This window comes from Ferrovibrio sp. (assembly GCF_002796975.1).
Lineage (GTDB): Bacteria > Pseudomonadota > Alphaproteobacteria > Ferrovibrionales > Ferrovibrionaceae > Ferrovibrio.
In genome coordinates this window covers 1-21773 of the sequence record NZ_PEKV01000024.1, presented here as the reverse complement: position 1 = coordinate 21773, position 21773 = coordinate 1, and the positions used below count along the sequence as shown (strand labels likewise).

Annotated in this window: 17 protein-coding genes; 8 read left to right on the top strand and 9 right to left on the bottom strand. The window is 63.0% G+C overall.

Features of this window, described 5'->3' with window-relative positions; genetic code table 11:
- Positions 1-36: 36 nt before the first annotated feature.
- Positions 37-2550 carry a DNA ligase D gene (ligD, locus tag CTR53_RS20715; protein ID WP_290818240.1) on the top strand — a complete coding sequence of 838 codons (2514 nt, stop codon included), beginning with the start codon at positions 37-39 and terminating at the stop codon, positions 2548-2550.
- Here ligD and CTR53_RS20710 read toward each other — a convergent pair.
- Positions 2525-3412: a Ku protein gene (locus tag CTR53_RS20710; RefSeq protein ID WP_290818237.1), complete on the bottom strand. Its 888-nt coding sequence runs from the start codon at positions 3410-3412 to the stop codon at positions 2525-2527. The genes ligD and CTR53_RS20710 overlap by 26 nt on opposite strands.
- Positions 3413-3574: 162 nt before the next feature.
- Between CTR53_RS20710 and CTR53_RS20705 the strand changes: the two genes are divergently transcribed.
- Positions 3575-3724 (top strand): hypothetical protein, encoded by a 150-nt coding sequence (locus CTR53_RS20705; protein WP_290818234.1) that lies wholly within the window; start codon positions 3575-3577, stop codon positions 3722-3724.
- A gap of 12 nt (positions 3725-3736) precedes the next feature.
- Here CTR53_RS20705 and CTR53_RS20700 read toward each other — a convergent pair whose 3' ends face one another.
- A complete protein-coding gene (locus CTR53_RS20700; RefSeq protein ID WP_290818230.1) occupies positions 3737-4954 on the bottom strand; it encodes a GAF domain-containing sensor histidine kinase in 1218 nt (405 codons plus the stop codon).
- 199 nt (positions 4955-5153) lie between these two features.
- On the opposite strand from CTR53_RS20700, the gene ggt reads away from it, so the two are divergent.
- Positions 5154-6911 carry a gamma-glutamyltransferase gene (gene ggt / locus CTR53_RS20695; protein WP_290818226.1) on the top strand — a complete coding sequence of 586 codons (1758 nt, stop codon included), beginning with the start codon at positions 5154-5156 and terminating at the stop codon, positions 6909-6911.
- On the opposite strand, the gene CTR53_RS20690 is transcribed toward ggt, so the two are convergent.
- From CTR53_RS20690 to CTR53_RS20675, 4 genes are all read right to left on the bottom strand, one after another.
- Complete coding sequence (locus CTR53_RS20690) at positions 6912-7370, bottom strand: response regulator (protein ID WP_290818223.1); 459 nt, start codon at positions 7368-7370, stop codon at positions 6912-6914.
- Between the two features lie 158 nt (positions 7371-7528).
- Entirely contained in the window at positions 7529-8059 is a 531-nt protein-coding gene (locus CTR53_RS20685) for a uracil-DNA glycosylase family protein (protein WP_290818220.1), read from the bottom strand.
- Positions 8060-8067: 8 nt separating this feature from the next.
- Positions 8068-8316, bottom strand: a complete 249-nt coding sequence (locus CTR53_RS20680) for a hypothetical protein (protein ID WP_290818217.1) — start codon at positions 8314-8316, stop codon at positions 8068-8070.
- Positions 8313-8873, bottom strand: a complete 561-nt coding sequence (locus tag CTR53_RS20675) for a hypothetical protein (RefSeq protein ID WP_290818214.1) — start codon at positions 8871-8873, stop codon at positions 8313-8315. Before CTR53_RS20675 ends, CTR53_RS20680 begins: the two co-directional genes overlap by 4 nt.
- 69 nt (positions 8874-8942) lie before the next feature.
- On the opposite strand from CTR53_RS20675, the gene CTR53_RS20670 reads away from it, so the two are divergent.
- Positions 8943-9557: a cysteine hydrolase gene (locus CTR53_RS20670; protein WP_290818211.1), complete on the top strand. Its 615-nt coding sequence runs from the start codon at positions 8943-8945 to the stop codon at positions 9555-9557.
- A 167-nt stretch (positions 9558-9724) separates the two neighbouring features.
- Entirely contained in the window at positions 9725-9946 is a 222-nt protein-coding gene (locus CTR53_RS20665; RefSeq protein ID WP_290818208.1) for a hypothetical protein, read from the top strand.
- On the opposite strand, the gene CTR53_RS20660 is transcribed toward CTR53_RS20665, so the two are convergent.
- Complete coding sequence (locus tag CTR53_RS20660) at positions 9943-10245, bottom strand: plasmid stabilization protein (protein ID WP_290818205.1); 303 nt, start codon at positions 10243-10245, stop codon at positions 9943-9945. The genes CTR53_RS20665 and CTR53_RS20660 overlap by 4 nt on opposite strands.
- Before the next feature lie 207 nt (positions 10246-10452).
- Between CTR53_RS20660 and CTR53_RS20655 the strand changes: the two genes are divergently transcribed.
- From CTR53_RS20655 to CTR53_RS20645, 3 genes are read left to right on the top strand one after another with little or no spacing between them, the layout of a single operon-like run.
- Positions 10453-11151 carry a hypothetical protein gene (locus tag CTR53_RS20655; protein WP_290818202.1) on the top strand — a complete coding sequence of 233 codons (699 nt, stop codon included), beginning with the start codon at positions 10453-10455 and terminating at the stop codon, positions 11149-11151.
- Positions 11081-12544, top strand: a complete 1464-nt coding sequence (locus CTR53_RS20650; RefSeq protein ID WP_290818198.1) for a DNA polymerase Y family protein — start codon at positions 11081-11083, stop codon at positions 12542-12544. Before CTR53_RS20655 ends, CTR53_RS20650 begins: the two co-directional genes overlap by 71 nt.
- Entirely contained in the window at positions 12541-15792 is a 3252-nt protein-coding gene (locus tag CTR53_RS20645; protein ID WP_290818195.1) for an error-prone DNA polymerase, read from the top strand. Before CTR53_RS20650 ends, CTR53_RS20645 begins: the two co-directional genes overlap by 4 nt.
- Here CTR53_RS20645 and CTR53_RS20640 read toward each other — a convergent pair whose 3' ends face one another.
- A complete protein-coding gene (locus CTR53_RS20640; RefSeq protein ID WP_290818192.1) occupies positions 15793-17910 on the bottom strand; it encodes a response regulator in 2118 nt (705 codons plus the stop codon).
- Positions 17891-21773, bottom strand: a 3883-nt coding sequence (locus tag CTR53_RS20635) for a response regulator (protein ID WP_290818189.1), incomplete at its 5' end; no start/stop codon positions are given. The genes CTR53_RS20640 and CTR53_RS20635, both read right to left, overlap by 20 nt.

Here is a 21773-nt window from a genome sequence, read left to right as displayed (position 1 = left end):
GGAACTTAGCCATGGTGCCCGGGTTTACCGTTCGCCATGGCTCGCCAGACACTCTCTGCCTATAACCGGAAACGCGACTTCAGGAAGACGGCCGAACCGCGCGGCAAGAAGCAAAAGCGCGACCAGCATCGGTTCGTGATCCAGAAACACGATGCCAGCCATCTGCATTTCGACTTTCGCCTCGAACATGACGGCGTGCTGAAATCCTGGGCGGTGCCGAAAGGTCCGAGCCTCGATCCGGCCGACAAGCGGCTGGCCGTGCAGGTGGAAGATCATCCGATCGAATACGGTCGCTTCGAAGGCACCATTCCGGAAGGCGAATATGGCGGCGGCACGGTGCAGCTGTGGGATCGCGGCCACTGGCATCCGGTCGATGAAGATGCCGCCCGCGCCTTCAGGAAGGGCAAGATCGCCTTCGAACTGGAGGGCGAACGCCTGCAGGGTCGCTGGGCGCTGGTGCAGATGCGTGGGCCGCGCAACAAGAGCGGCCGGAACTGGCTGCTGATCAAGGAAAAGGACCGCTACGTCCGCACCGGCAAGGCTGCCGATGTCGCGGCCATCGATGAATCGGTGGAAAGCGGGCGCAGCCTGTCGGAGATCGCCGGCGGCGATGCGCCGGAATGGCGCGGCGGCAAGGCGCGCAAGCCAAAAGTGAAAAAGAAGGCGGCCAAAAAGCAGACGGCTCGGAAAAGGGTCGCAAAGACGAAAGCAGCCCGCCACCGAGCCATGCCCGGCTTTATCGAACCGCAACTGGCCAAGCTGTGGGATGTGCCGCCGGAGGAGGATGGCTGGGCACATGAGATCAAGTTCGACGGCTATCGCATCCAACTGCGCATCGAAGGCGGCGAGGTGACCGCCTGGTCGCGCAGCGGCTTGGACTGGACGAAGAAATTCCCCGAGATCGTGGCAGAGGCCGCAAATTTGCCTGAGGGTATTGTCGATGGCGAGGTCTGTGCGCTGGCCGAAGGCGAGCGGCCGGACTTCCCGGCGCTGCAGGCCGCGTTGCAGGAAGGCGATACAGCGGGCCTGGTTTATTACGCGTTCGATCTGCTCTGGGCAGACGGCGAGGATCTGCGCGAACAGCCCTTTGAGACGCGCAAGGAGAACCTGAAAGCTTTCCTGCCCGCAGAGTCGAAACAGAAGCGCATCCGCTTCGTCCCGCATTTCATCTCGCCGGGCGAAAGCTTACGGCAATCCTCCTGCAGCATGGGGCTGGAAGGTATCATCTCGAAACAACTCGATGCCCCCTATCGCTCCGGCCGCAGCGACATCTGGGTCAAGACCAAATGCAAGGGCCGCCAGGAATTCGTCATCGGCGGCTATAGCAGGGGGACCGCAGGCAAAAGCCTCGGCGCCCTGCTGATGGGCGTCTATGACGGCAAGGAATTGCGCTATCGTGGTCGCGTCGGCACCGGCTTCAACGCGAACATTTCCGCCCTGCTCGGCAAGGCAATGAAGCCGCTGGTGACGAAAACCTCGCCGTTCGTGGGTACCCAGCCGGACAAGACATCGGATGTGATCTGGCTCAAGCCGAAGCTTATCGGTGAGGTGGAGTATGCTGGCTGGACGGGAGATGGCCTCTTGCGCCATGCCGCCTTCAAGGGATTACGCGAGGACAAGCCGGCGAAATCGGTAGGCGGTGAGGGCAAGGCCGTGGCGAAAGCAAGGATTCCAAAGGCACAGAGCAAGATTGCATTGAGTAATCCGAGCAAGCGGCTCTGGCCGAAAGACGGTGTCACCAAATCCGATCTGGCCGAATATTATGCCCGCATGGCCGAGCCGCTGCTGCGCTTTGCCGGCAACCGGCCGGTCTCGATCGTCCGCGCACCGGATGGCATCGAGGGGCAGACCTTCTTCCAGCGCCATCACAATCGCGGTACGTCGTCTTTCATCGACAGGATCAAGCTGGCCGGCGACAAGCAGCCCTATCTGGTGGTGAAGGATGCGGAAGGCCTGCGGGCCATGGCGCAATGGGGCGTGGTGGAACTGCATCCCTGGGGTTCGACGGCGAAGAATGTCGAAAAGCCCGATCAGATGATCTTCGATTTCGATCCCGATGCCGCCGTGCCTTTCACTTTTATGAAAAAGGCGGCGCTGGCGATGCGCGACCGCCTGGAGGATTTCGGCCTGGCCAGTTTTCCCAAGCTGACTGGCGGCAAGGGTCTTCATGTCGTCGTGCCGCTGAAACCCAAAGCCGGCTGGAAAGAGGTGAAGGCCTTCACCCATGCCCTGGCGCTGGCTTTCGAGGAAGCCGACCCCGCTCATTTCATTGCTGAGGCGCGCAAGGCCAAGCGCAAGGGCAAGATTTTCGTCGATTACCTGCGTAATGACCGTTCAGCCACCGCCGTGGCCTGCTGGTCGCCACGCGCACGGCAGGGCGCGCCGATTGCCGTGCCGGTGACCTGGGATTACCTGGAGAAGCAGAAGAAGCTGCCGGTCTACAGCATGACGAAGCTGGACGCTGCGCTGAAGCATATCGGTGACTGGGACGAATTCGAAGCCAGCCGTCAGGTGCTAACCAAAACTATGCTGCAGCGCGCCGGCGCGTAGGCTTTTTCGCCTTCGTGCGTGTCTTGCTGCGCGGCGACGCCGTCTTGCGCCGCGCTGTCGACTTTGCGCTCTTCTTTTCTCCACCGCCACCGCCTTTCAGACTGCGCCGCAATGCCGCCAGCAGATCGCTGTCCTCGACCTTGGCGTCTTCGTCCACCGGCTTGGCAGTGATCTTCTGGCCTTTCTGTTTGCGCTTGATCACCTTGCGTAAGGCGTCTTCATAGCGGTCGGTGAAGTCCGACGGATCGAAATCTTCGGCCTGCTGGTCGATGATCTTTTCGGCGATGGCCAGCATTTCCTTGCCCGGCTTGCGCGCCGGAATGCCGCGGAAGAAATCCTCCTCCTCGCGGATTTCATCATGACTGCGCAGCGTGGTGAGCAGAAGCCCCTTGCCGCGCGGTTCGATGGCGACGACGCGTTCGCGCGTATGCATCACCACCCGGCCGATGGCGATACGCTGGCTGCTTTCCATCGCCTCACGGATCACGGTATAGGCTTCCATCGCATTCTTGCCGTTAGGCGCTACGTAATAGGGCTGATCCCAGTAGACGCGGTCGATCGCCTCCATCTCCACGAAGCTTTCGATGTCGATATTTTTGGTCGATTCGATACGCGCTGCCTCGATCTCGGCATCGCTCAGCACCACGTAGCGGTTCTTGCTCACCTCGTAGCCGCGCTGCAGGTCGCTGCGTTTCACCGCACCCAGCTTGGGGTCATGCGGCACCATGCGGATGCGGTTATGGGTCTTCTTGTGGATCAGATGGAAGGAAATGTCGTTGCCGCGGGTGGTGGCGCTGAACAGCGCGACCGGACAGGCGACCAGCGACAGCTTGAGATGGCCTTCCCAGCTGGGACGTTGCATGGCGATTCTCCGCGAAAAACGATGGCCGGATTCGAAACAACGGAGTCGAACGGCGGCGCAGATAGTGGGTTCCGGGAGAAATATTCAGCAATGGCTGGAACGCTTGTGGTGGCGTCCGGTTTGACTCGGGCATGAGAACAGAACCGACCGGAGGATCGCGCCATGCAGAACCAGGGCACCCATCCTGCGCCACCGAAATCCGCTCCAGCCCCGCAATCGGTCTATCCCAACCTGGCGCCGCGCCCCGAGCAGGGCGTCAATCCGCAAGCCCAGCGTCAGCAGGAGCAGGCGCAGCAGCAGGTTCAGCAATAGGGCATATAACGCTCAGGTGGCGGGAAAGCGGATCCAGAAACGGCTGCCGGCGCCTTCGCGGCTCTCGAAGCCGATCTCGCCCTTCATGGCCAGGGTCAGCCGGCTGGCGATCGCGAGACCCAGACCGAGGCCGGCAACCGTGCTGCCTTCGCGACCGAGCCGGTTGAAGCTCTGGAAGGCTTCGCGCTGGCGGTCGGCGGCGATGCCGCAACCGCTGTCTTCCACATAAAATGTCACCCGGCCGCCTTCGTTGGCGCAGCCCAGTGTCACCTCGCCGCCCGGTACGGTGAACTTGAAGGCGTTGCTGATGAAATTGCCCAGAATGCGCAGCAGGTGGCTGTGGTCGGCCTGCAGACTCGCCGCCGAGATGCAGGCGCGCCGCAGGAAGGTGATGCCATTCAGCATCGCGGCGGGCTGGTGCAATGCGTAAACTTCCTCGACCAGGGCCTGCGCGCCGACCGCTTCGATACCGAAGGGCACTACCTCGGCCTCGATCTGCGCCATGGTCATCATGCCGTCGCTCAGCCGCAGCAGGTTTTCGCCGGCAGCCTTCATGGCGGCGACATATTCCAGTTCTTCTCGGCCGAGCCGCTTGCCCATGTTCATCTCCAGAATCTGCGAAAAGCCGAGAATCGCATTCAGCGGTGTGCGGAATTCATGGTTGATCGAACTCAACAGCTTGCTCTTGATCTGGTTGGCTGCAGTCTGCGCAGTCACGATTTCTTCGGCCTGTATGCGGGCGCGATGCAGTTCGAGTTCGTCCGAGGCAATCGCCGCCAGGCGACGCAGCCGGATCACATCCTCATCGGAAAACTGGCGCGGCTTGTTGTCGCCTATGCAAAGCGTACCGAGCCGCTGGCCATCATCGGCAGTCAGTGCCACGCCGGCATAGAAGCGCAAACCCGGACCGCCGCAGACCAGGGGGCTGTTGCGGAACAGCGGATGTTCAACTGCATTCTCGACGATCAGGGGCTCGTCATCCAGAATGGTATGGGCGCAGAAGGAGATGCTGCGCGGGCTTTCGCTGACCGGCAGGCCGTGACGCGATTTGAACCACTGCCGATCGGCATCGATCAGGCTGATCAGCGCCACCGGCACGCCGAACAGATCGGCGGCAAAGGCGGTCAGGCGGTCGAAACGTTCGTCCGGCGCGGTGTCCATGATGCGATAGTCGCGCAGGGTGGCGAGGCGCCGGTCTTCATTGACGGGCAGGGGGGCTATAAAGGTCATTCCTGGGTGTCGCGGCCGGATTGCAGTTGCTGATCCGGACGCTACATCAGGGCAGGCGAGGCCTTGCCTTACTTTCCGATAACGGCGTGATCTGCTTACCAAACCTACATATGATAAGGCCGCATACGGCTATTCGCCGGCGCAACGCAGGGACGGGAGCGTCATGGGGATTTTCCGCAGAACAGGACTGAAAAAAGCGATGCCGGCCGCTGTGGCGGTTCTGCTGGGCCTGTTCCTGGCTGTGGGAGCAGCTGCGCAGCCCCGGACAAATTTCGAAAGCATCGCACCGGAAGCGGCGACCGGACGCAGCGAGAAGCAGGCGAGTCGGGCGGCCAGCTACATGGCGGCGGCGGCCAATCCGCTTGCGGCCGAAGCGGGCGCCGGGATCATGGCCGCCGGCGGTTCGGCGGTGGATGCCGCCATCGCCACCGCGCTGGTGCTCAACCTGGTCGAGCCGCAGTCGGCCGGCATCGGCGGCGGCGGCTTCATGCTGGTCTGGGATAACGCACGGCACACACTGCGCGCCTTCGACGGCCGCGAGACCGCACCGGCCGGCGTCGACCGGCGGCTGTTCTTTGATGCCGCCGGCCGCAAGAAGGGCTTCATGGAGGCGGTGGTCGGCGGCGCATCGGTGGGCGTGCCAGGTATGCTGCGCATGTTCGAACTGGTGCATGCCGACTATGGCCGCCTGCCCTGGGCAACCCTGTTCCAGCCGGCGATCCGTCTGGCCGAAGATGGCTTCCCGGTCTCGCCGCGCCTGCATGCGCTGCTGGAGCACGACCGGCACCTGCGCCAGACGCCGCAGGCGCGTGCGCTGTTCTATACCGAGACTGGTGCGGCAAAGCCGGTCGGCAGCCTGCTGGTGAATGCGCCCTTCGCGGCGGTGCTGCGCCGGGTGGCGACGGAAGGTGCCGACGCCTTTTACAAAGGGCAGATCGCCGCCGACATTGCCGCGACGGTGCGCAACGCGGCCAATCCGGGCAGCATGACGGTGGAGGATCTGGCCGCTTACCGCGCCAAAGTGCGCGATCCGGTCTGCGCACCCTATCGCGTCTATCGCGTCTGCACCATGCCGCCGCCGTCATCCGCTGTGAACATGCTGCAGGCGCTTGGCATCCTGGCGTATTTCGATCTGGCGCAGCTGTCGCCGCTGTCGCCGGACGCCGTGCATCTGGTCGCCCAGGCCGAGCGGCTGGGCTATGCCGACCGCGATTTCTATGTCGGCGATCCCGATCACGTGAGCATGCCGCTGGAAGGCATGACCGAACGCGGCTATCTCGCCGGCCGGGCGAAACTGCTCGATCCCGCTCACGGCAGCACGCAGCCGGTAGCACCGGGCGAGCCGCCGAGCAAGCACGGCGCGCTGCCGGGCAGATTCGGTCGCGACAGCGCCATCGAACTGCCCTCCACCACGCATGTCTCCACCGTGGATGCCGCCCGCAATGCCGTGGCGATGACGGTGACGATCGAGAATGTGTTCGGCTCGAAGCAGATGGTGCATGGCTTCCTGCTCAACAACCAGCTGACCGATTTCTCCGCCGAGGCCGAGGAAAACGGCCGTCCGGTGGCCAATCGCATCGAGCCGGGAAAGCGTCCGCGCAGTTCGATGGCGCCCACCGTGGTGTTCAACGCCGATGGCTCGTTGCGGCTTGTCGTGGGCTCGCCGGGCGGCAGCCGCATCCTCGGCTATGTGGCGCAAACTATCGTCGGCGTGCTGGACTGGAAGCTGGATATCCAGCAGGCGATCAGCCTGCCGCATTATCTCGACCGCAATACCGGGCTGGAACTGGAAGAGGGCACCGCTGCCGCGGCTTTAGCTGAAACGATGCGGGCACGCGGTCACAAGGCCAGCGTGATCGAACTCAACAGCGGTTTGCAGGGCATTGAGGTGCGCAGCGACGGCAGCCTGATCGGTGGCGCCGATCCGCGCCGCGAAGGCGTGGCGATCGGGCGATAGTCAGACTTCGACTTCGACCGAACTTATCGCCTGGCGCACGGCGTCCACCAGTTCCGTGGCGGTATAGGGCTTGGTCAGCCAGCCGAGCGGCCGGGCCTGGGCGCAGCGTTCCACCGCTATGGTGTCGAGATTGCCGGTGGCGAAAATCGAGCGCGCCCCGGTTTCCTGCAGGATCTGCAGCGCGGCCTGGATACCGTCGCGCGGTCCCGACAGTCGGATATCGGTTACGGCCAAGTCTGGGTGATACAGCCGCGCCAGCTTCACGGCACGGTCGGCGGTATCGGCAATGCCGACGACCCGGAAGCCTTCCTCGATCAGGGCGGTTTCCATCATCTCAGCGATCAGGGGGTTATCCTCGATCAGCAGGATGCGCGGTCGCACGGCCAGCCGCAGATCGGAAGGCTCAATCTCTTCGGATTCAGGCGGGAGAACGGTAGGTGCTTCGGCGGAGTGGAACATATGCCTTCCCCTTTCATCGGGGCCGCGGAATGAGCTGCATTGTGCACCAGTCGGGCCAGGGTGAAAGCGATCTTATCGCGGGTCACAGATTTGTTTCGAAGCAGGTCCGCTAGCGGAAAACTACCCGGCCGGGCATGCCCGGAAAAATGCCAGTCCGCCTATTGGCTTGCATGGCGGCCGGCCTTGCGGAGGTCGCGCACCAGCTGGCGATACTGCCGGCCGCGATCGTCATGGTCGCGGATACGCAGCAGGTAGGAAGGATGGATGGTGACGAAAACCGTGCTGTCCTGCAGCTGGATCGGCTTGCCGCGCTCGCGCCCGATCACAATGCGCCTTTTGAGCAAGGAACTGGCGGCAGTGGCGCCGAGTGCGATGACGACGTCTGGCCTGACCAAGTTGAGTTCCTGGTCCAGCCACCAGTGGCAGATCTCGATCTCCGACGCATTGGGCTTCTTGTGAATACGGCGCCTGCCGCGCGGTTCGTTCTTGAAATGCTTGACGGCGTTGGTAACGAAGACGTCGCNNTGGCCGGCGCGGTCTTCCTTGTCGCCGGGCTGCTCGCCTACCATCATCACGCGCGCCGCTCGGCGGCCTTCGCCGGCGACGCCCTGCGCGGCATTGCGCCAGAGCGGACAGCGGCGGCAGGCGTGGATCGCCTCTGCCAGGGCCTGCAGCCGGCCGGAGGCCATACGAAGGCCTAGACCAGTTTCTTCTTCAGACGGTCGACCACATCGTCGGGCAGGGCATGTGCCTCGAAGGCGGATTGCAGCTCATGCGCGATCTCCTGCGCCTCGCCCGGCGATTTTGCTTTGCGCACGCGGACACTGCGGCTGCCCAGTTCGGCGACGATATCGCGGCCGAGTGTGGAAGGCAGGCCGAGTTCACGAGTGAAGAATGTCGATTTCGGTGACGCTTTGAAGGTGATCTCTAGATCATAAACGTTCATGTCCGCCTCTCCTTGCGCCAGCGCAGGTCTCGCAGCAGTTCTTCCAGATAAGGTAGCAGGTCCAGCAGAAGGATCGCGGCTAACAGCATGACAATATAGACAACCGGTAGCGGTTCTTCCTTCAGGGCAATGGTCCAGTTGGCTGCATCTGCGGGTGTCGTGAACAGCAGAGCTGCGGCGTCCCAGTGCAGTACCAGGACGAAGCTGAAAGCCATGAAGGGAATGACGCCGAGATAGTCGTGCACGCGCTGCTCCAGCGGAGTGATCTCGCGCCGCGTCCAGGTATAGGCGACATCCCAGTAGGCAGTCAGTTCATGCGCGATCAGGGCAAGCAGCATGAACAGCAGGACCAGAGCATTGATCTCGAGGAACAGTCCGGCCAGCACCGCGGCGCCAGCCTCGGCTAGCAGCAGGAAATGCAGCGCAGTCTCTGACAGGCCGCTGGTTCGTTCGATGGCTGAAGCGCGATGGCAAAGATAGTCAGCCGCCGCCACCAGCACCCAGAGCGGCAGTATGACGAAGAGCAGGTAGATGCGCGTAATATCCTGGACGTCCATGCCCGGTCAACTCCAGCGCGGCGTGAAGGTTCCAGGGGAACAAGCCTTCTGCCAGAGCGTTCTCGCCGGATGAAGCAGGATGGTCTCAGGTTCGGCGTGCTGGGTGCGGAGGCCGCGCATCTGTGCATCGATATGCAGAATCTGGTCTTTCAGCCGGAAAGTCCCTGGCGCGCCGACTGGGCCGAGCGCGTGCTGCCGGCGGTCCTCCGTCTCGTGGAGCATGTACCGGACGGCACCATATTCACCCGTTTCATTCCACCGGCTGCGGCAGAGGATATGGCGGGTGTCTGGCAGCGCTACTATCGTCATTGGCAAGAACTGACGCGTGCGCGGATCGATCCGGAATTGCTGAATCTGATCGCGCCATTGCAGGCCTTCGTGCCACCGGCCGTCGTGCTGGACAAGCCGGTCTATTCGCCTTTCTCCGGGCACCGGCTGCGCGAGTTGCTGATGGCGCGGCAGGTTTCGACGCTGGTGATCAGCGGGGCGGAAACCGATGTTTGTGTGCTGGCGACTGCCTTGGGTGCAGTCGATCTCGGCTTCCGTGTGGTACTGGCTATCGACGCGATCTGCAGTTCGAGCGACCAGACGCATGACGCGCTGGTGCAATTCTATCGTTCGCGGCTGTCCCTGCAGGTCGAGCTTGCGGCTACGGAAGAAATCATCGGAAGCTGGCGGCGCTAACCTTTTGCCCCAGGATACTGGTTCTGCGACAGCCAGCCGGCTAGATGTGCCGCATTTCGCGCCAGGCTCTCGATCGACTGCTGCACATTCTGAGCGTTTTCGGCAGGTCGGCATAGTTCACTTTGCTCATCGCCTCGCCGACCCAGTAAGCCACGGCACTGGCCGGGATGGTGTCTTATGGCCGCGTCGTCGCTGCCTTCATCCGAGGCGACACCGGGTTTCACGTCCTGGTCGGCGATGCGGATGATCTCGCCCGTGACGTCCTGTTTCGCGAAAGCGGTCAGGATCGGGCCAGCAGTTTTTCCGTAGAGGAGGTCTTCTTTGCCGAGGACGATTCCAGCGTGCAGTTCAGCGCGACGACTTTCAGCGGCATGGCGGCGCTCACCTAGCTGCCCCGACGCTTGCGAGTGGCGGCAGCCTTCTTGGCGGCTTTCTTGCGGGCGGCTTTTGGCCGTGCAGCTGAAGCAGCGCCGCCTTTCTTGCCGCCCTTCTTGGAGGCGCTGCGGTTTTCTGTCTTGCCGCGGCCTGAACCGCTTTTCTTGCCGCCGCCGGTTTCCTTGTTCACCGTCGCCCAGGCGCGGCTTTCCGCCTCCTTCTTGCTGACGCCGCGCTTCTCGTAGCCTTCCTCGATATGCGCGGCTTTGCGTTTCTGTTTCGACGTGTAGCTGGATTTGTCGCCACGGGGCATCCCGACCTCCTTTATGCTGTCGCGGAAAGGGCAACGCATTGCGCTGGTGCAGGTTCAAAAGCCGCGTGGGGGCGTTGATACGGCTTCGCCACAGGGGTCGGAACCACTAGATATTGATTTGTTCCTGTTTGTCTGCTGCTATATAGGCTTTTAGGCTAGGAAAAAGAACATATTGCCAACTTAATCATGTCGACGTACTGATAAGGCATGATCCATCCCCCCTCGATTCAGCAGCTGCGCGACCAGCTTGCCCGCATGGCCGGACCTGGGCGACGCTCTGCCGCTGCGGCGATCCCGGTCGGCGTGGCAGAGATCGACAGCCAGCTGCCGGGCTGCGGCCTGCTGCGCGGCGGTATCCATGACGTGGTCGGCGACCTGCCGGCGATCACCGGTTTCCTTGCCGCCCTGCTCGGCCGGCAGAAGGCGATCAATCGGCTGCCCAGCACACCAATACTCTGGGTCACACCTTACGCCGATCTGTTTGCGCCGGGCCTCAGTCAGCTTGGCTTCGACCACAAACGGCTGATCGTGGCGCAGGCCCGGCGCGACGACGACCGGCTCTGGGCGGCAGAAGAAGGCCTGCGCGAGTCCGGCATCGGTGCCGTGGTGGCCGAAGTGGAAGATGCCGATCTGACGGAAACCAAACGCCTGCAACTGGCCGCCGAAGCCAGCAGCAATATCGGCTTCCTGATCCGTCGCCGGCGCCAGACCTCGGCGGCGCTGACGCGATGGCTGATCGAGCCGGCGCGCAGCAAGGACTGCCGCGCGGCCTGGCAGGTGACGCTGGAACGCTGCCGCGGCGCCGAGGCCGGCGGCAGCTGGATACTGAGGTGGGATGATGCGTCGTTATCTTTCCGTCTGGTTGCCGCGCTGGCCCACCGACCGGCTGAAAGCGCGGCAGCGTAGCCCGGCCACCGGGCCCTTCGCGCTGGTCGCCACCGCGGCGAACACCGCACGCATTTCCGCAGCCAATCTGGTGGCGCAGAAAATGGGTGTCGCCACCGGTATGACCTTGGCCGATGCGATGGCACTGGTGCCCACGCTCATCACGGCGCCGGCTGATCCCGATGGCGATATGGCGGCGTTGCAGCGGCTGGCCGACTGGTGCGGCCGTTATTCGCCCTGGGTGGCGGTCGACGGCGAGGATGGCCTGATCCTCGATGTCAGCGGCGTGCCGCATCTTTTCGGCGGCGAGATGGCGATGCTGGACCAGATGGCGCAGGCCTTCCGCCGCCTGCAGCTCGGCCATCGCATGGCCATCGCCGATACACCGGCCGCCGCCTGGGCCTGGGCGCGGCATGGCGAGGGCGGGCCTTTGCCCGGCCGTCCGGCGGCGCTGGACTTCCTGCATCCGCTGCCGGTCAAGGCGCTGCGCATCCCGGAGCAGATCGCTGAAACGCTGCATGGGCTGGGCCTGAAAACCATCGGCGATCTCGCCAACCGTCCGCGCGCGACGCTGGTGCAGCGCTTCGGCCCGCATCTGATCGAACGGCTGGATCGTCTGGCCGGCCGGCAGGATGAGCCAATCTCGCCGCGCCGGCAGCCATCGCCCTGGCGCAGCCATGCGAGTTTGCCGGAACCGGTGATCACTCGCGAAGCGATCGATGCCGTGCTGGGACAGCTTCTGGCGGCGCTGTGTCTGCTGCTGGAACACGAACAGCGTGGCGCGCGGCAACTGGCGCTGCACGCCTACCGCGTCGATGGCGACGTGCAGAGCCTGCAGATCGGCACGTCTTATCCCAGCCGCAAACCGCAGCATCTCGCCCGCCTGTTCCGGCAGCCCTTGGACGGATTGATGCCCGGCTTCGGCTTCGAAGCGTTTATTCTTGAAGCTGTGAGCGCCGATCCTTTCTCGGCCGAACAGACCGGGCTGGACGCATGCGATGAGACCGGCGTCAGCAACCAGGCGCAGTTCATCGACCGGCTGCAGGCACGGCTGGGTGCGGGGAATGTCTTCCGCTTCGAACCGCTGTCGCGCCATACGCCGGAGGAGTCCGTCGCACGCCTGCCGCCGATGGCGCGCAGCAGCAATCCGATGCCGGAGCTGGAACCGCGGCCGCTGCGGCTGATCCAGCCGGAAGGCATCGAGATGGCGCAGGATGGCACCGCTTTTACCTGGCGACGGCTGCGACGCGGCATCGCGCAGACCATCGGCCCGGAACGCATCCGCGGCGAATGGATGCATGACGGCATGGCGCCGACGCATCGCGATTACTTCCAGGTCGAGGATGTGGTCGGGCGACGCTACTGGCTGTATCGCAGCGCGCAAAAGTGGTTCGTGCATGGATTCTTCGCATGACGGAGTATGCCGAACTGCACTGCTTTTCGAATTTCACTTTCCTCGAAGGCGCCAGCCATGCCGAGGAACTGGTGCAGCAGGCAGCCAGTCTCGGCCTGAAAGCTATCGCCATTACGGATCGCAACACGCTGGCCGGTGTGGTGCGTGCGCATACGGCCGCAAAAGACGCCGATATCCAACTGATCATCGGCGCGCAGCTCGATTTCGCCGATGCGCCATCTGTGCTCTGCCTGCCGACCGATCTTGCGGCCTACAGCCGCCTCAGCCAGTTGATCTCGCTCGGCCGCCGGCGCGTACCGAAGGGCGAATGCCTGCTCTACTGGGCCGATTTCCTCGGCCGCATCGAAGGCCAGCAGGTGGTGCTGCTGGCGCCGGAACGGCCAGACCCGGATTTCATTGCCCGCTTACAGGGTTTACACGTGCGGATTGGCGACGATCTGTCGCTGGGAATCTCCAACCTGCTGCGCGGCGGCGACCGGCAGCGCATCGAGATCTGGGCTCGCATAGCGGAGCAGCAGGGCGTGGCGCTGCTGGCGATGAACGATGTGCTGTATCACCACCCGGACCGTGCCCGGCTGCAGGATGTGCTGGCGGCAACCCGGCATAAATGCACGGTGCAGCAGCTGGGCCTGCGCGCCGAAAGCAATGCCGAATGTCATCTCAAGCCGGCCGGGCAGATGGCAGAGCTTTTCCGCGGCCATCCACAGGCGCTGGCGCGCACGCTGGACGTGGCTTCGCGCTGCCGCTTCTCGCTGTCCGAGTTGAAATATGTCTATCCGGAAGAGAGCAAAGGCGAGAGCGCCACGCCGCAGGCCGAGCTGGAACGCCTGACATGGCTGGGTGCACAGAACCGTTTCCCGAATGGTATTCCACCCAAGGTGCGCGGCCAGATTGAGCATGAGCTGCGGCTGGTCGAACAGTTGAACTACGCGGCCTATTTCCTCACCGTCAACGACATCGTGCGTTTCGCGAGAAGCGAAGGCATCCTCTGCCAGGGTCGCGGTTCGGCGGCCAATTCGGTGATCTGCTATTGCCTCGGCGTCACCTCGGTCAATCCCGAAAGTCAGGATCTGCTGGTCGAGCGCTTCATCTCGGCTGAGCGTGCCGAGCCGCCCGATATCGACATTGATTTCGAACACGAGCGCCGCGAAGAGGTGATCCAGTATATCTACCGTAAATACGGCCGTGATCGCGCCGGCATCGCCGCCACGGTGATCAGCTTCCGCACCAAGCTAGCCCTGCGTACCGTGGGACGGGCGCTCGGCCTGTCGATGGATGCAATCACACATATCGCCAAGACACTGCACTGGTGGAGCAAGGAGCGCTATTCGGCCGAAGCTTTGCGCGATGCCGGCATTGATCCGGATTCGAAGCTGATCCGACTCACTGTGCAACTGGCCAATGAACTGGTCGGCTTTCCGCGCCATATCAGCCAGCATGTTGGCGGCTTCGTCATCACCAACGGGCCGCTGGCCGATCTGGTGCCGGTCGAGAATGCCCGCATGGCGGATCGTACCGTGGTGCAATGGGATAAGGACGATCTGGAGGCGCTGGGCCTCCTGAAGGTCGATGTGCTGGCGCTCGGCATGCTGACTTGCATTCAGAAGTGCTTCGGCCTGATCGAACGGCATTACGGTAAAAAATATGAACTGCACACCGTGCCGCAGGATGATGAGGCTACGTACGATATGATCTGCGAAGCCGACACCATCGGCGTGTTCCAGATCGAAAGCCGGGCGCAGATGAGCATGCTGCCGCGGCTGCGGCCGCGCGACCTTTACGATCTGGTGGTCGAGGTCGCCATCGTCCGGCCGGGCCCGATCCAGGGCAATATGGTGCATCCTTATCTGCAGCGACGGAAGAATCCGGCGCTGATCACCTATGAAAAGGAAGACCTGCGCCCGGTGCTGGAAAAGACCCATGGTGTGCCGCTGTTCCAGGAACAGGCGATGCGCATCTCGATGGTCTGCGCCGGCTTCACGGCCGGTGAGGCCGATGGCTTGCGTCGCGCCATGGCCACCTTCAAGCGTAACGGCACCATCGGAAAGTACCGCGACAAGCTGATCGACGGCATGCTGGCGAATGGCTACAGCCGCGAATTCGCCGAGAATATCTTCTCGCAGCTGAAAGGCTTCGCCGATTACGGCTTCCCGGAAAGCCATGCGGCCAGTTTCGCCATCCTCGCCTATGTCTCCTCTTGGCTGAAATGCCATTATCCAGCGGCTTTCGCGGCCGCCATTCTCAATGCGCAGCCGATGGGCTTCTATTCAGCGTCGCGGTTGGTGATCGATGCCAGGGATCACGGCGTCGAGGTGCGGCCCATAGACGTGAATTACAGCCACTGGGATCACAGGCTGGAGCCGCATCATGGCCGACATGGCCAGGCCCTGCGGCTGGGCTTCCGCCAGATCAAGGGTTTCCGCCAGGACGATGCCGACCGGATCGCGGCGCAGCGTGGCGAGCATTACGACAATCTCCGCGATCTGTGGCGCCGCACGCAGTTGCCGGTCGCCGTGCTGGAACAGCTGGCGCGCGCCGATGCCTTCGGGTCTTTCGGCCTCGACCGCCGCTCGGCGCTCTGGACCATCAAGGGTCTGAATGACGGCGCGCTGCCGCTGTTCGACTATACGGCGGCGCAGCCGCGCGGCAGCAATGCGCCGCCGGCCGCGCTGGACGATCGCGAGGAGGATGCCAGCCTGCCACGGCTGACCACGGGCGAGAATGTGATCCAGGATTTCCGCGCTAATTCGCTGTCGCTGCGGCCGCATGCACTGGCTCTGCTGCGCCCGCAACTGCGCGACCTTGGTCTGGTGACGGCGAAGGACCTGCAGACGCTCGATGTGAACAAGCGAATCCGTATCGCCGGGCTGGTGCAGGTGCGCCAGCGGCCGGGCACGGCGTCGGGCGTGATCTTCGCCACGTTGCAGGACGAGACAGGCGATTCCAACATCATCATCTGGCCGCGCGTTTTCGATGCTTTCCGGCGCGAGGTGCTGGGCGGCCGCATGATGATCGTGGAAGGCCGGCTGCAACGCGAGAGTACGGTCGTGCATGTGGTGGCCGAGCGTATCGCGGACGGCACGCCCTATCTGACCGGCCTGGGCGAGATCGACTGGGAAAACGATTTCGGCGAGATGCTGTCGCCTGCCGACGAAGTGAAGAAGCCGCTGCGCGATCCGCTGGCGGCGCGACCGCGCGAGATCCGCGAGGTGATGGAGACTTTCCCGGACGGCCGAAACTTCCGCTGATCAGCCGCGCAGATAGCTTTGCGGCTTCTCGCTGATCGCCTGCCGGATGGCGAGGGCGAGATCGATATTGCGGTAGGGTTTCTGCAGGAATGGCCAGTCGTAGAGATGTTGCGCGCTGTTGGTGACGCCGCCGGCATTGGCCGAGGTCAGCAAAACCGGCAGTTCGGGGTAGAGCGATGCGACTTCGGCGGCGAGCTGATAACCGTTGAATGCACCTGGCATAGCAATATCCGAAAACACCAGCGTCACGCCGTCGCGGCCTTTCAGGGCGGCGATAGCGGTCTCGCCATTGTCCGCCTCAAGTACGGCATAGCCGAGGTCGTGCAGGAAGGCGGAGACGGCGACCCGGACGGCAGGATCGTCCTCGACGACCAGGATTTTCTCGCCGGCCTGCGCTTTCGGAATGTCAGCAATCGGTGCGCCTTCGATCTGCGGCTCCAGCGCGGCAAGCAGGCGTGGCAGCAGGATCTGGATCGTGGTGCCTTTTCCAACCGTGCTGCTCAGCCGGATATAGCCGCCGGATTGGCGGACGAAGCTGTAGATGATGCTGAGGCCGAGGCCAGTGCCCTTGCCGACTTCTTTTGCGGTGAAGAACGGCTCGAAGACCTTGTCGATATGCGCCGGCGGAATACCGATACCGGTATCTGTCACGCTCAGCGAGACATATTCTCCGGCTGGAATGTCGCTGCCGGTTGCGGCCCGGATGACAACATTGCTGGTTTCCACGGTCAGGTGTCCGCCCTCGGGCATGGCGTCGCGTGAATTGACCGCCAGGTTGATAAGTGCGGATTCCAGCTGGATCGGATCGGCATAGACATGCCACAGATCCGGCGCCCGCAGCACATCGAGGAAGATTGTGTCGCTGATCAGCCGGCGCAGGATGACTTCGGTGTCGCTGACCAGGGCATTCAGGTCGAGCGGCCGTGGCTCGAGCTGCTGATGCCGGGCAAAAGACAGCAGACGCTTGGTCAGATCGGCACAGCGCAGCGCGCCGCTCAATGCCAGATCTATATTCCGCACAGCAGGATTTCCGGAATCTGTCGCCCGGCGCATCCGGTCCAGGCTGGAAATCACCACCGTCAGCATGTTGTTGAAGTCATGTGCGATGCCGCCGGTCAGGCGGCCCAGCGAATCCATCTTCTGTCCATGCACCGCCTGCTGTTCCAGCAGGCGGCGTTCGGAGACATCCAGCCAACTGCCGACGATTTCGGGCGCGGCATCCTCGCCACGTGCCAGATAGACGGCGTGATTGAGAAAATGTCGCATGGTGCCATCGGCACAGAGCCAGCGATATTCCGTCACGCAGCTGCCGGTTTCCGGCAGCCGCTCGAACAACTGCCGGACCTGCGGCTGATCGTCGACATGGATCCGGTGAAACCAGAAACCCGGCTCAAGAAAGCGGTCGGCCGCAAAGCCGGATGGTCCCTGCACGGTCTCGCTGATCTTCAGCCGCGCCTGAAAAGGAGCGTCGGCGGACATGGAGTAGAGTGCAATCGGTAGCGACCGCAGGATCAGGGCCTGGCCTTCCTCGGCGCGCAGCAATGCCATTTCCGCGGCCAGGCGGCTCGCCTGCGCCTGCTGGTTCTCCAGCAGCAGGCGGCGTTCCTGCTCGACCTTATGGCTGATCTCGCGGGTCTTCTTGTAGAGGTCGACGAAGACAGCCACTTTCGAGCGCAGGATGAAGGGTTCGATCGGCTTGAACACATAGTCGACGGCACCGGCCGTATAGCCCTTGAATTCATGCACCTCGTTGCGGCTGACGGCGGTGAGGAAAATAATCGGGATGTGGCGCGACCGTTCGCGGCTGCGCACCAGACCGGCGGTTTCGTAACCGTCCATGCCCGGCATCAGCACGTCCATCAGGATCAGGGCGCAATCGTTATGCAGCAGGTAGCGCAGGGCTTCCTCGCCGGACCGCGTGAACACCAGCTCCTCGCCGAGTTCCTCCAGGATCAGTTGCAATGCCGTGAGATTCCGCTCGTCGTCGTCGACGATCAGGATCTTGGCCTTGTCGGACGCCGCATCCTCCGGCACCGCGCCGGTCAGGCTGGTATCTGGTGTCGCGGTCTCGGCTTGCATCTGGTCCTGCATCACCGGATCACTCGCCGGCCACGGCATGGATCTGGCTGCGCAGCACCCAGACGCGCAGCAGGGAGACCAGATGATCGACGTCAACCGGCTTCGAGATATAGTCCGAGGCGCCGGCCTCCATGCATTTCTGGCGATCTCCCTTCATGGCCTTCGCAGTCACGGCGATCAACGGCAGGCCACGCAGCTGCTCATGCTGGCGGATCACGCCCATGGTCTGGTAGCCGTCCATGTCGGGCATCATGATGTCGATCAGGGCGACGTCGATATCGGGTTCGTTCAGCAGGATCTGCACGCCGTCGCGACCGCTTTCGGCATAGATGACCCGCACTTCATGCTGTTCCAGCACGCTGGTCAGCGAGAAGATGTTACGGATGTCGTCATCGACGATCAGCACCTTCTTGCCGCGCAGCACAGGATCCTTCTGACGGATCTGGCCGATCAGGCTGCGCTGGTCCATCGTCATGCCGCTGAGCGCCTGATGCAGGAACAGCGACGTCTCCTTGAGCAACTCGCCCTTGCCCTTGGCTTCCAGCAGCAGATCGTTCCGCACCGAGCGGGAGCCGTTGCCGGAGGGCGGGAAAGTCTGGTCGGAATAGACGATGACCGGGATATGGTCGCGGCCCTGCTGCGCCCGGTACTGTCGCACGATCTCGGCCGATTCATCATCGAAGGAGGTGGCATCCACCACGATGCAATCCGGCTTCATGGCCTCGAAACAGGCCGAAAGGCCGGCCTTCGAGGAGGCGACCGTGACATTGATGTCTCCGGTCTGCACCATTTTTGCGGTGGCTTCGGCATGCGCTGCATTCTGGTCGAACAGCAGCAGCGAGCGCGTATGGTGCTGAGAGTAGCGGCTGACCTCTTCCAGTGCGGCCAGCAAGGTGTCGCGATCTGCCGGTTTGCCGGTAAAGCCATGCGCCCCCAGCATCAGGCCACCGACCTGCAGGTCATCGCCCGAAATCATATGAACCGGGATGTGCCGGGTGGCGGGGTCGCGCTTCAGCAGATCGAGCAGCGCAAGACCATCCATGTCGGGCAGGCCGACATCCAGCGTGATGGCGTTGGGCTGATACCGCTTTGCGAGGGCCAGGACACCGGCGCCCGTCGTCGCGACAATTCCTCTGGCGCCGCGCTCGCGGACGAGATCGAGCAGAATCGAGGCGAAGCCCAGATCGTCCTCGACGACCAGGACGACGGGATCGCCGGCCTGCAGGCGGTCGCGGTCGTCGTCGATCTCGACCGGGGCGAGGAGGGCGAGGCCGGCATCGGCGCCGCTGTTGACAAAGCGTGCCGGCGAGCGGCTGAAGTGGTGCTGTTCGACGGCGGGCTGGAAGTCGAGCGGCAGATACAGGGTGAAGGAGCTGCCGCGGCCCGGCATGCTGGTGACCTGGATTTCACCTTCCAGCAGACGGGCGATTTCACGGCTGATCGACAGGCCAAGGCCGGTGCCACCGTATTTGCGGCTGGTGGTGCCGTCGGCCTGCTGGAATGCCTCGAAGATCAGGCGCTGCTTGTCCTCCGGGATGCCGATGCCGGTGTCGGTGACCGAAATCGCCAGCGCGGTGCTGGTGGAATTGCTCAGCCGGTGCGAGGTGGACCAGTTATGCGGCGCCACGGTGGCACTCAATGTCACGCCGCCTTCATGGGTGAACTTGAAGGCATTGGACAGCAGATTCATCACCACCTGCTGCAGCCGCTTCTCGTCGGTGCGGATGGTGGCGGGAACGTTGTCGAACCTGATGTTGAAGCTGAGTTTGCGGTCGTTGGCGATCTGCGTGAAGGTGCGTTCCATATGCATCCGCAGATTTTCAAGCGGCAGGTCGCCCACATCCAGGGTGACAGTGCCGGATTCGATCTTCGACAGGTCGAGAATGTCGTTGATGAGCGACAGCAGGTCGGAGCCGGCGGCATGAATCGTGCGGCAGAAATCCGTCTGCTTGTCGGTCAGGTTGCCGTCGGGGTTGTCGGATAGCAGTTTGCTGAGAATCAGCAGGCTGTTCAGCGGCGTGCGCAGTTCGTGCGACATGTTCGCCAGGAACTCGGATTTGTACTTTGAGGTCAGCGCGAGCTGCTCGGCCTTTTCTTCCACGGCGCTGCGCGCCATTTCGATTTCGATATTCTTGGCTTCGACCTGCTTTTTCTCATTCGACAGCAGGATCGCCTTTTCCTGAAGTTCTTCGTTGGTGCGGCGCAACTCGTCCTGCTGGTTCTTCAGCAGTTCCTCGGACTCGCGCAGCGACTTGGCCTGCAGTTCGAGGCGGTCATTGGTCGTCTTCAGTTCTTCCTGCTGGCTCTGCAACTCACGGGTCAGCAGCTGCGACTGCTGCAGCAGGCCCTCGGTGCGCATCGTCGCGGCGATGGTGTTCAGCACGATGCCGATGCCTTCCATGAGCTGGTCAAGGAAGAGCTGGTGGGCGTCGCTGAAGTTGCTGAAGCTGGCCAGTTCGATAACGGCATTGACTTCGCCTTCGAACAACACCGGCAGAACCAGAATGCTGGCCGGCTCGGCGTCGCCCAGGGCAGAGCCGATGCGCAGATACCGCTTCGGTACAGGCGACAGGAGCATGCGCCGTTTATCGGCGGCGCACTGGCCGATCAGGCCTTCGCGCAGACGGATCTTGCTCGCCAGTTCGACCGGCCGCTCGGCAGCATAGGAGGCCACCAGATCGAGCACGACCGTGTTGCCATCACGGTTGGTGACATAGAACACCGCGTACTGGGCATTCACCAGCGGCGCCAGCTCCGACAAAATGAGATTGGTCACGGTATTCAGGTCGCGCTCGCCCTGCAGCATGCGCGAGAAGCGGGCGAGGTTGGTCTTGAGCCAGTCCTGCTCCGTGTTCTTAAGGGTCGTGTCCTTAAGATTTCGGATCATCTCGTTGATGTTGTCTTTCAGGACCGCGACTTCGCCCTGTGCTTCCACGCTGATCGATCGCGTGAGATCGCCCTTCGTCACTGCGGTGGCCACTTCCGCGATGGCGCGCACCTGGGTGGTCAGATTTGCAGCCAGCTGGTTGACGTTGTCGGTCAGGTCGCGCCACAGGCCGGCGGCGCCCGGCACCTTGGCCTGACCGCCGAGTTTGCCGTCGATGCCGACCTCGCGGGCCACGTTGGTCACCTGGTCGGCGAAGGTCGCCAGCGTTTCGATCATGAAGTTGATCGTATCGGCCAGCGCAGCGATCTCGCCTTTGGTCTCCACTTCCAGCTTGCGGGTCAGGTTGCCCCTCGCCACCGCAGTCACGACCTCGGCAATGCCGCGCACCTGGTTGGTCAGGTTTTCCGCCATCATGTTGACGTTGTCGGTGAGATCCTTCCAGGTGCCGTCGACGCCTTCCACGCGGGCCTGGCCACCCAGCTTGCCGTCGGTGCCGACCTCGCGGGCCACGCGGGTCACTTCCGAGGCAAACGAGTTCAACTGATCCACCATGGTGTTGATGGTGACTTTCAGCTGCAGGATTTCGCCCTTCACGTCCACGGTGATCTTCTTCGACAGGTCACCCGTCGCCACCGCAGTGGTCACTTCGGCGATGTTACGCACCTGGCCGGTCAGGTTGGCCGCCATCAGGTTGACGTTGTCGGTGAGGTCCTTCCAGGTGCCGGCGACGCCTTCCACGCGGGCCTGACCGCCGAGATTGCCTTCGGTGCCGACTTCGCGCGCCACGCGGGTCACTTCGGAGGCAAACGAGTTCAGCTGATCCACCATGGTGTTGATGGTGTTCTTCAGTTCCAGAATCTCGCCCTTCACGTCCACGGTGATCTTCTTCGACAGGTTGCCCTGCGCCACCGCAGTGGTCACCTCGGCGATGTTACGCACCTGGCCGGTCAGATTGGTGGCCATGGCGTTGACGTTGTCGGTGAGGTCTTTCCAGGTGCCGGCGACGCCTTCCACG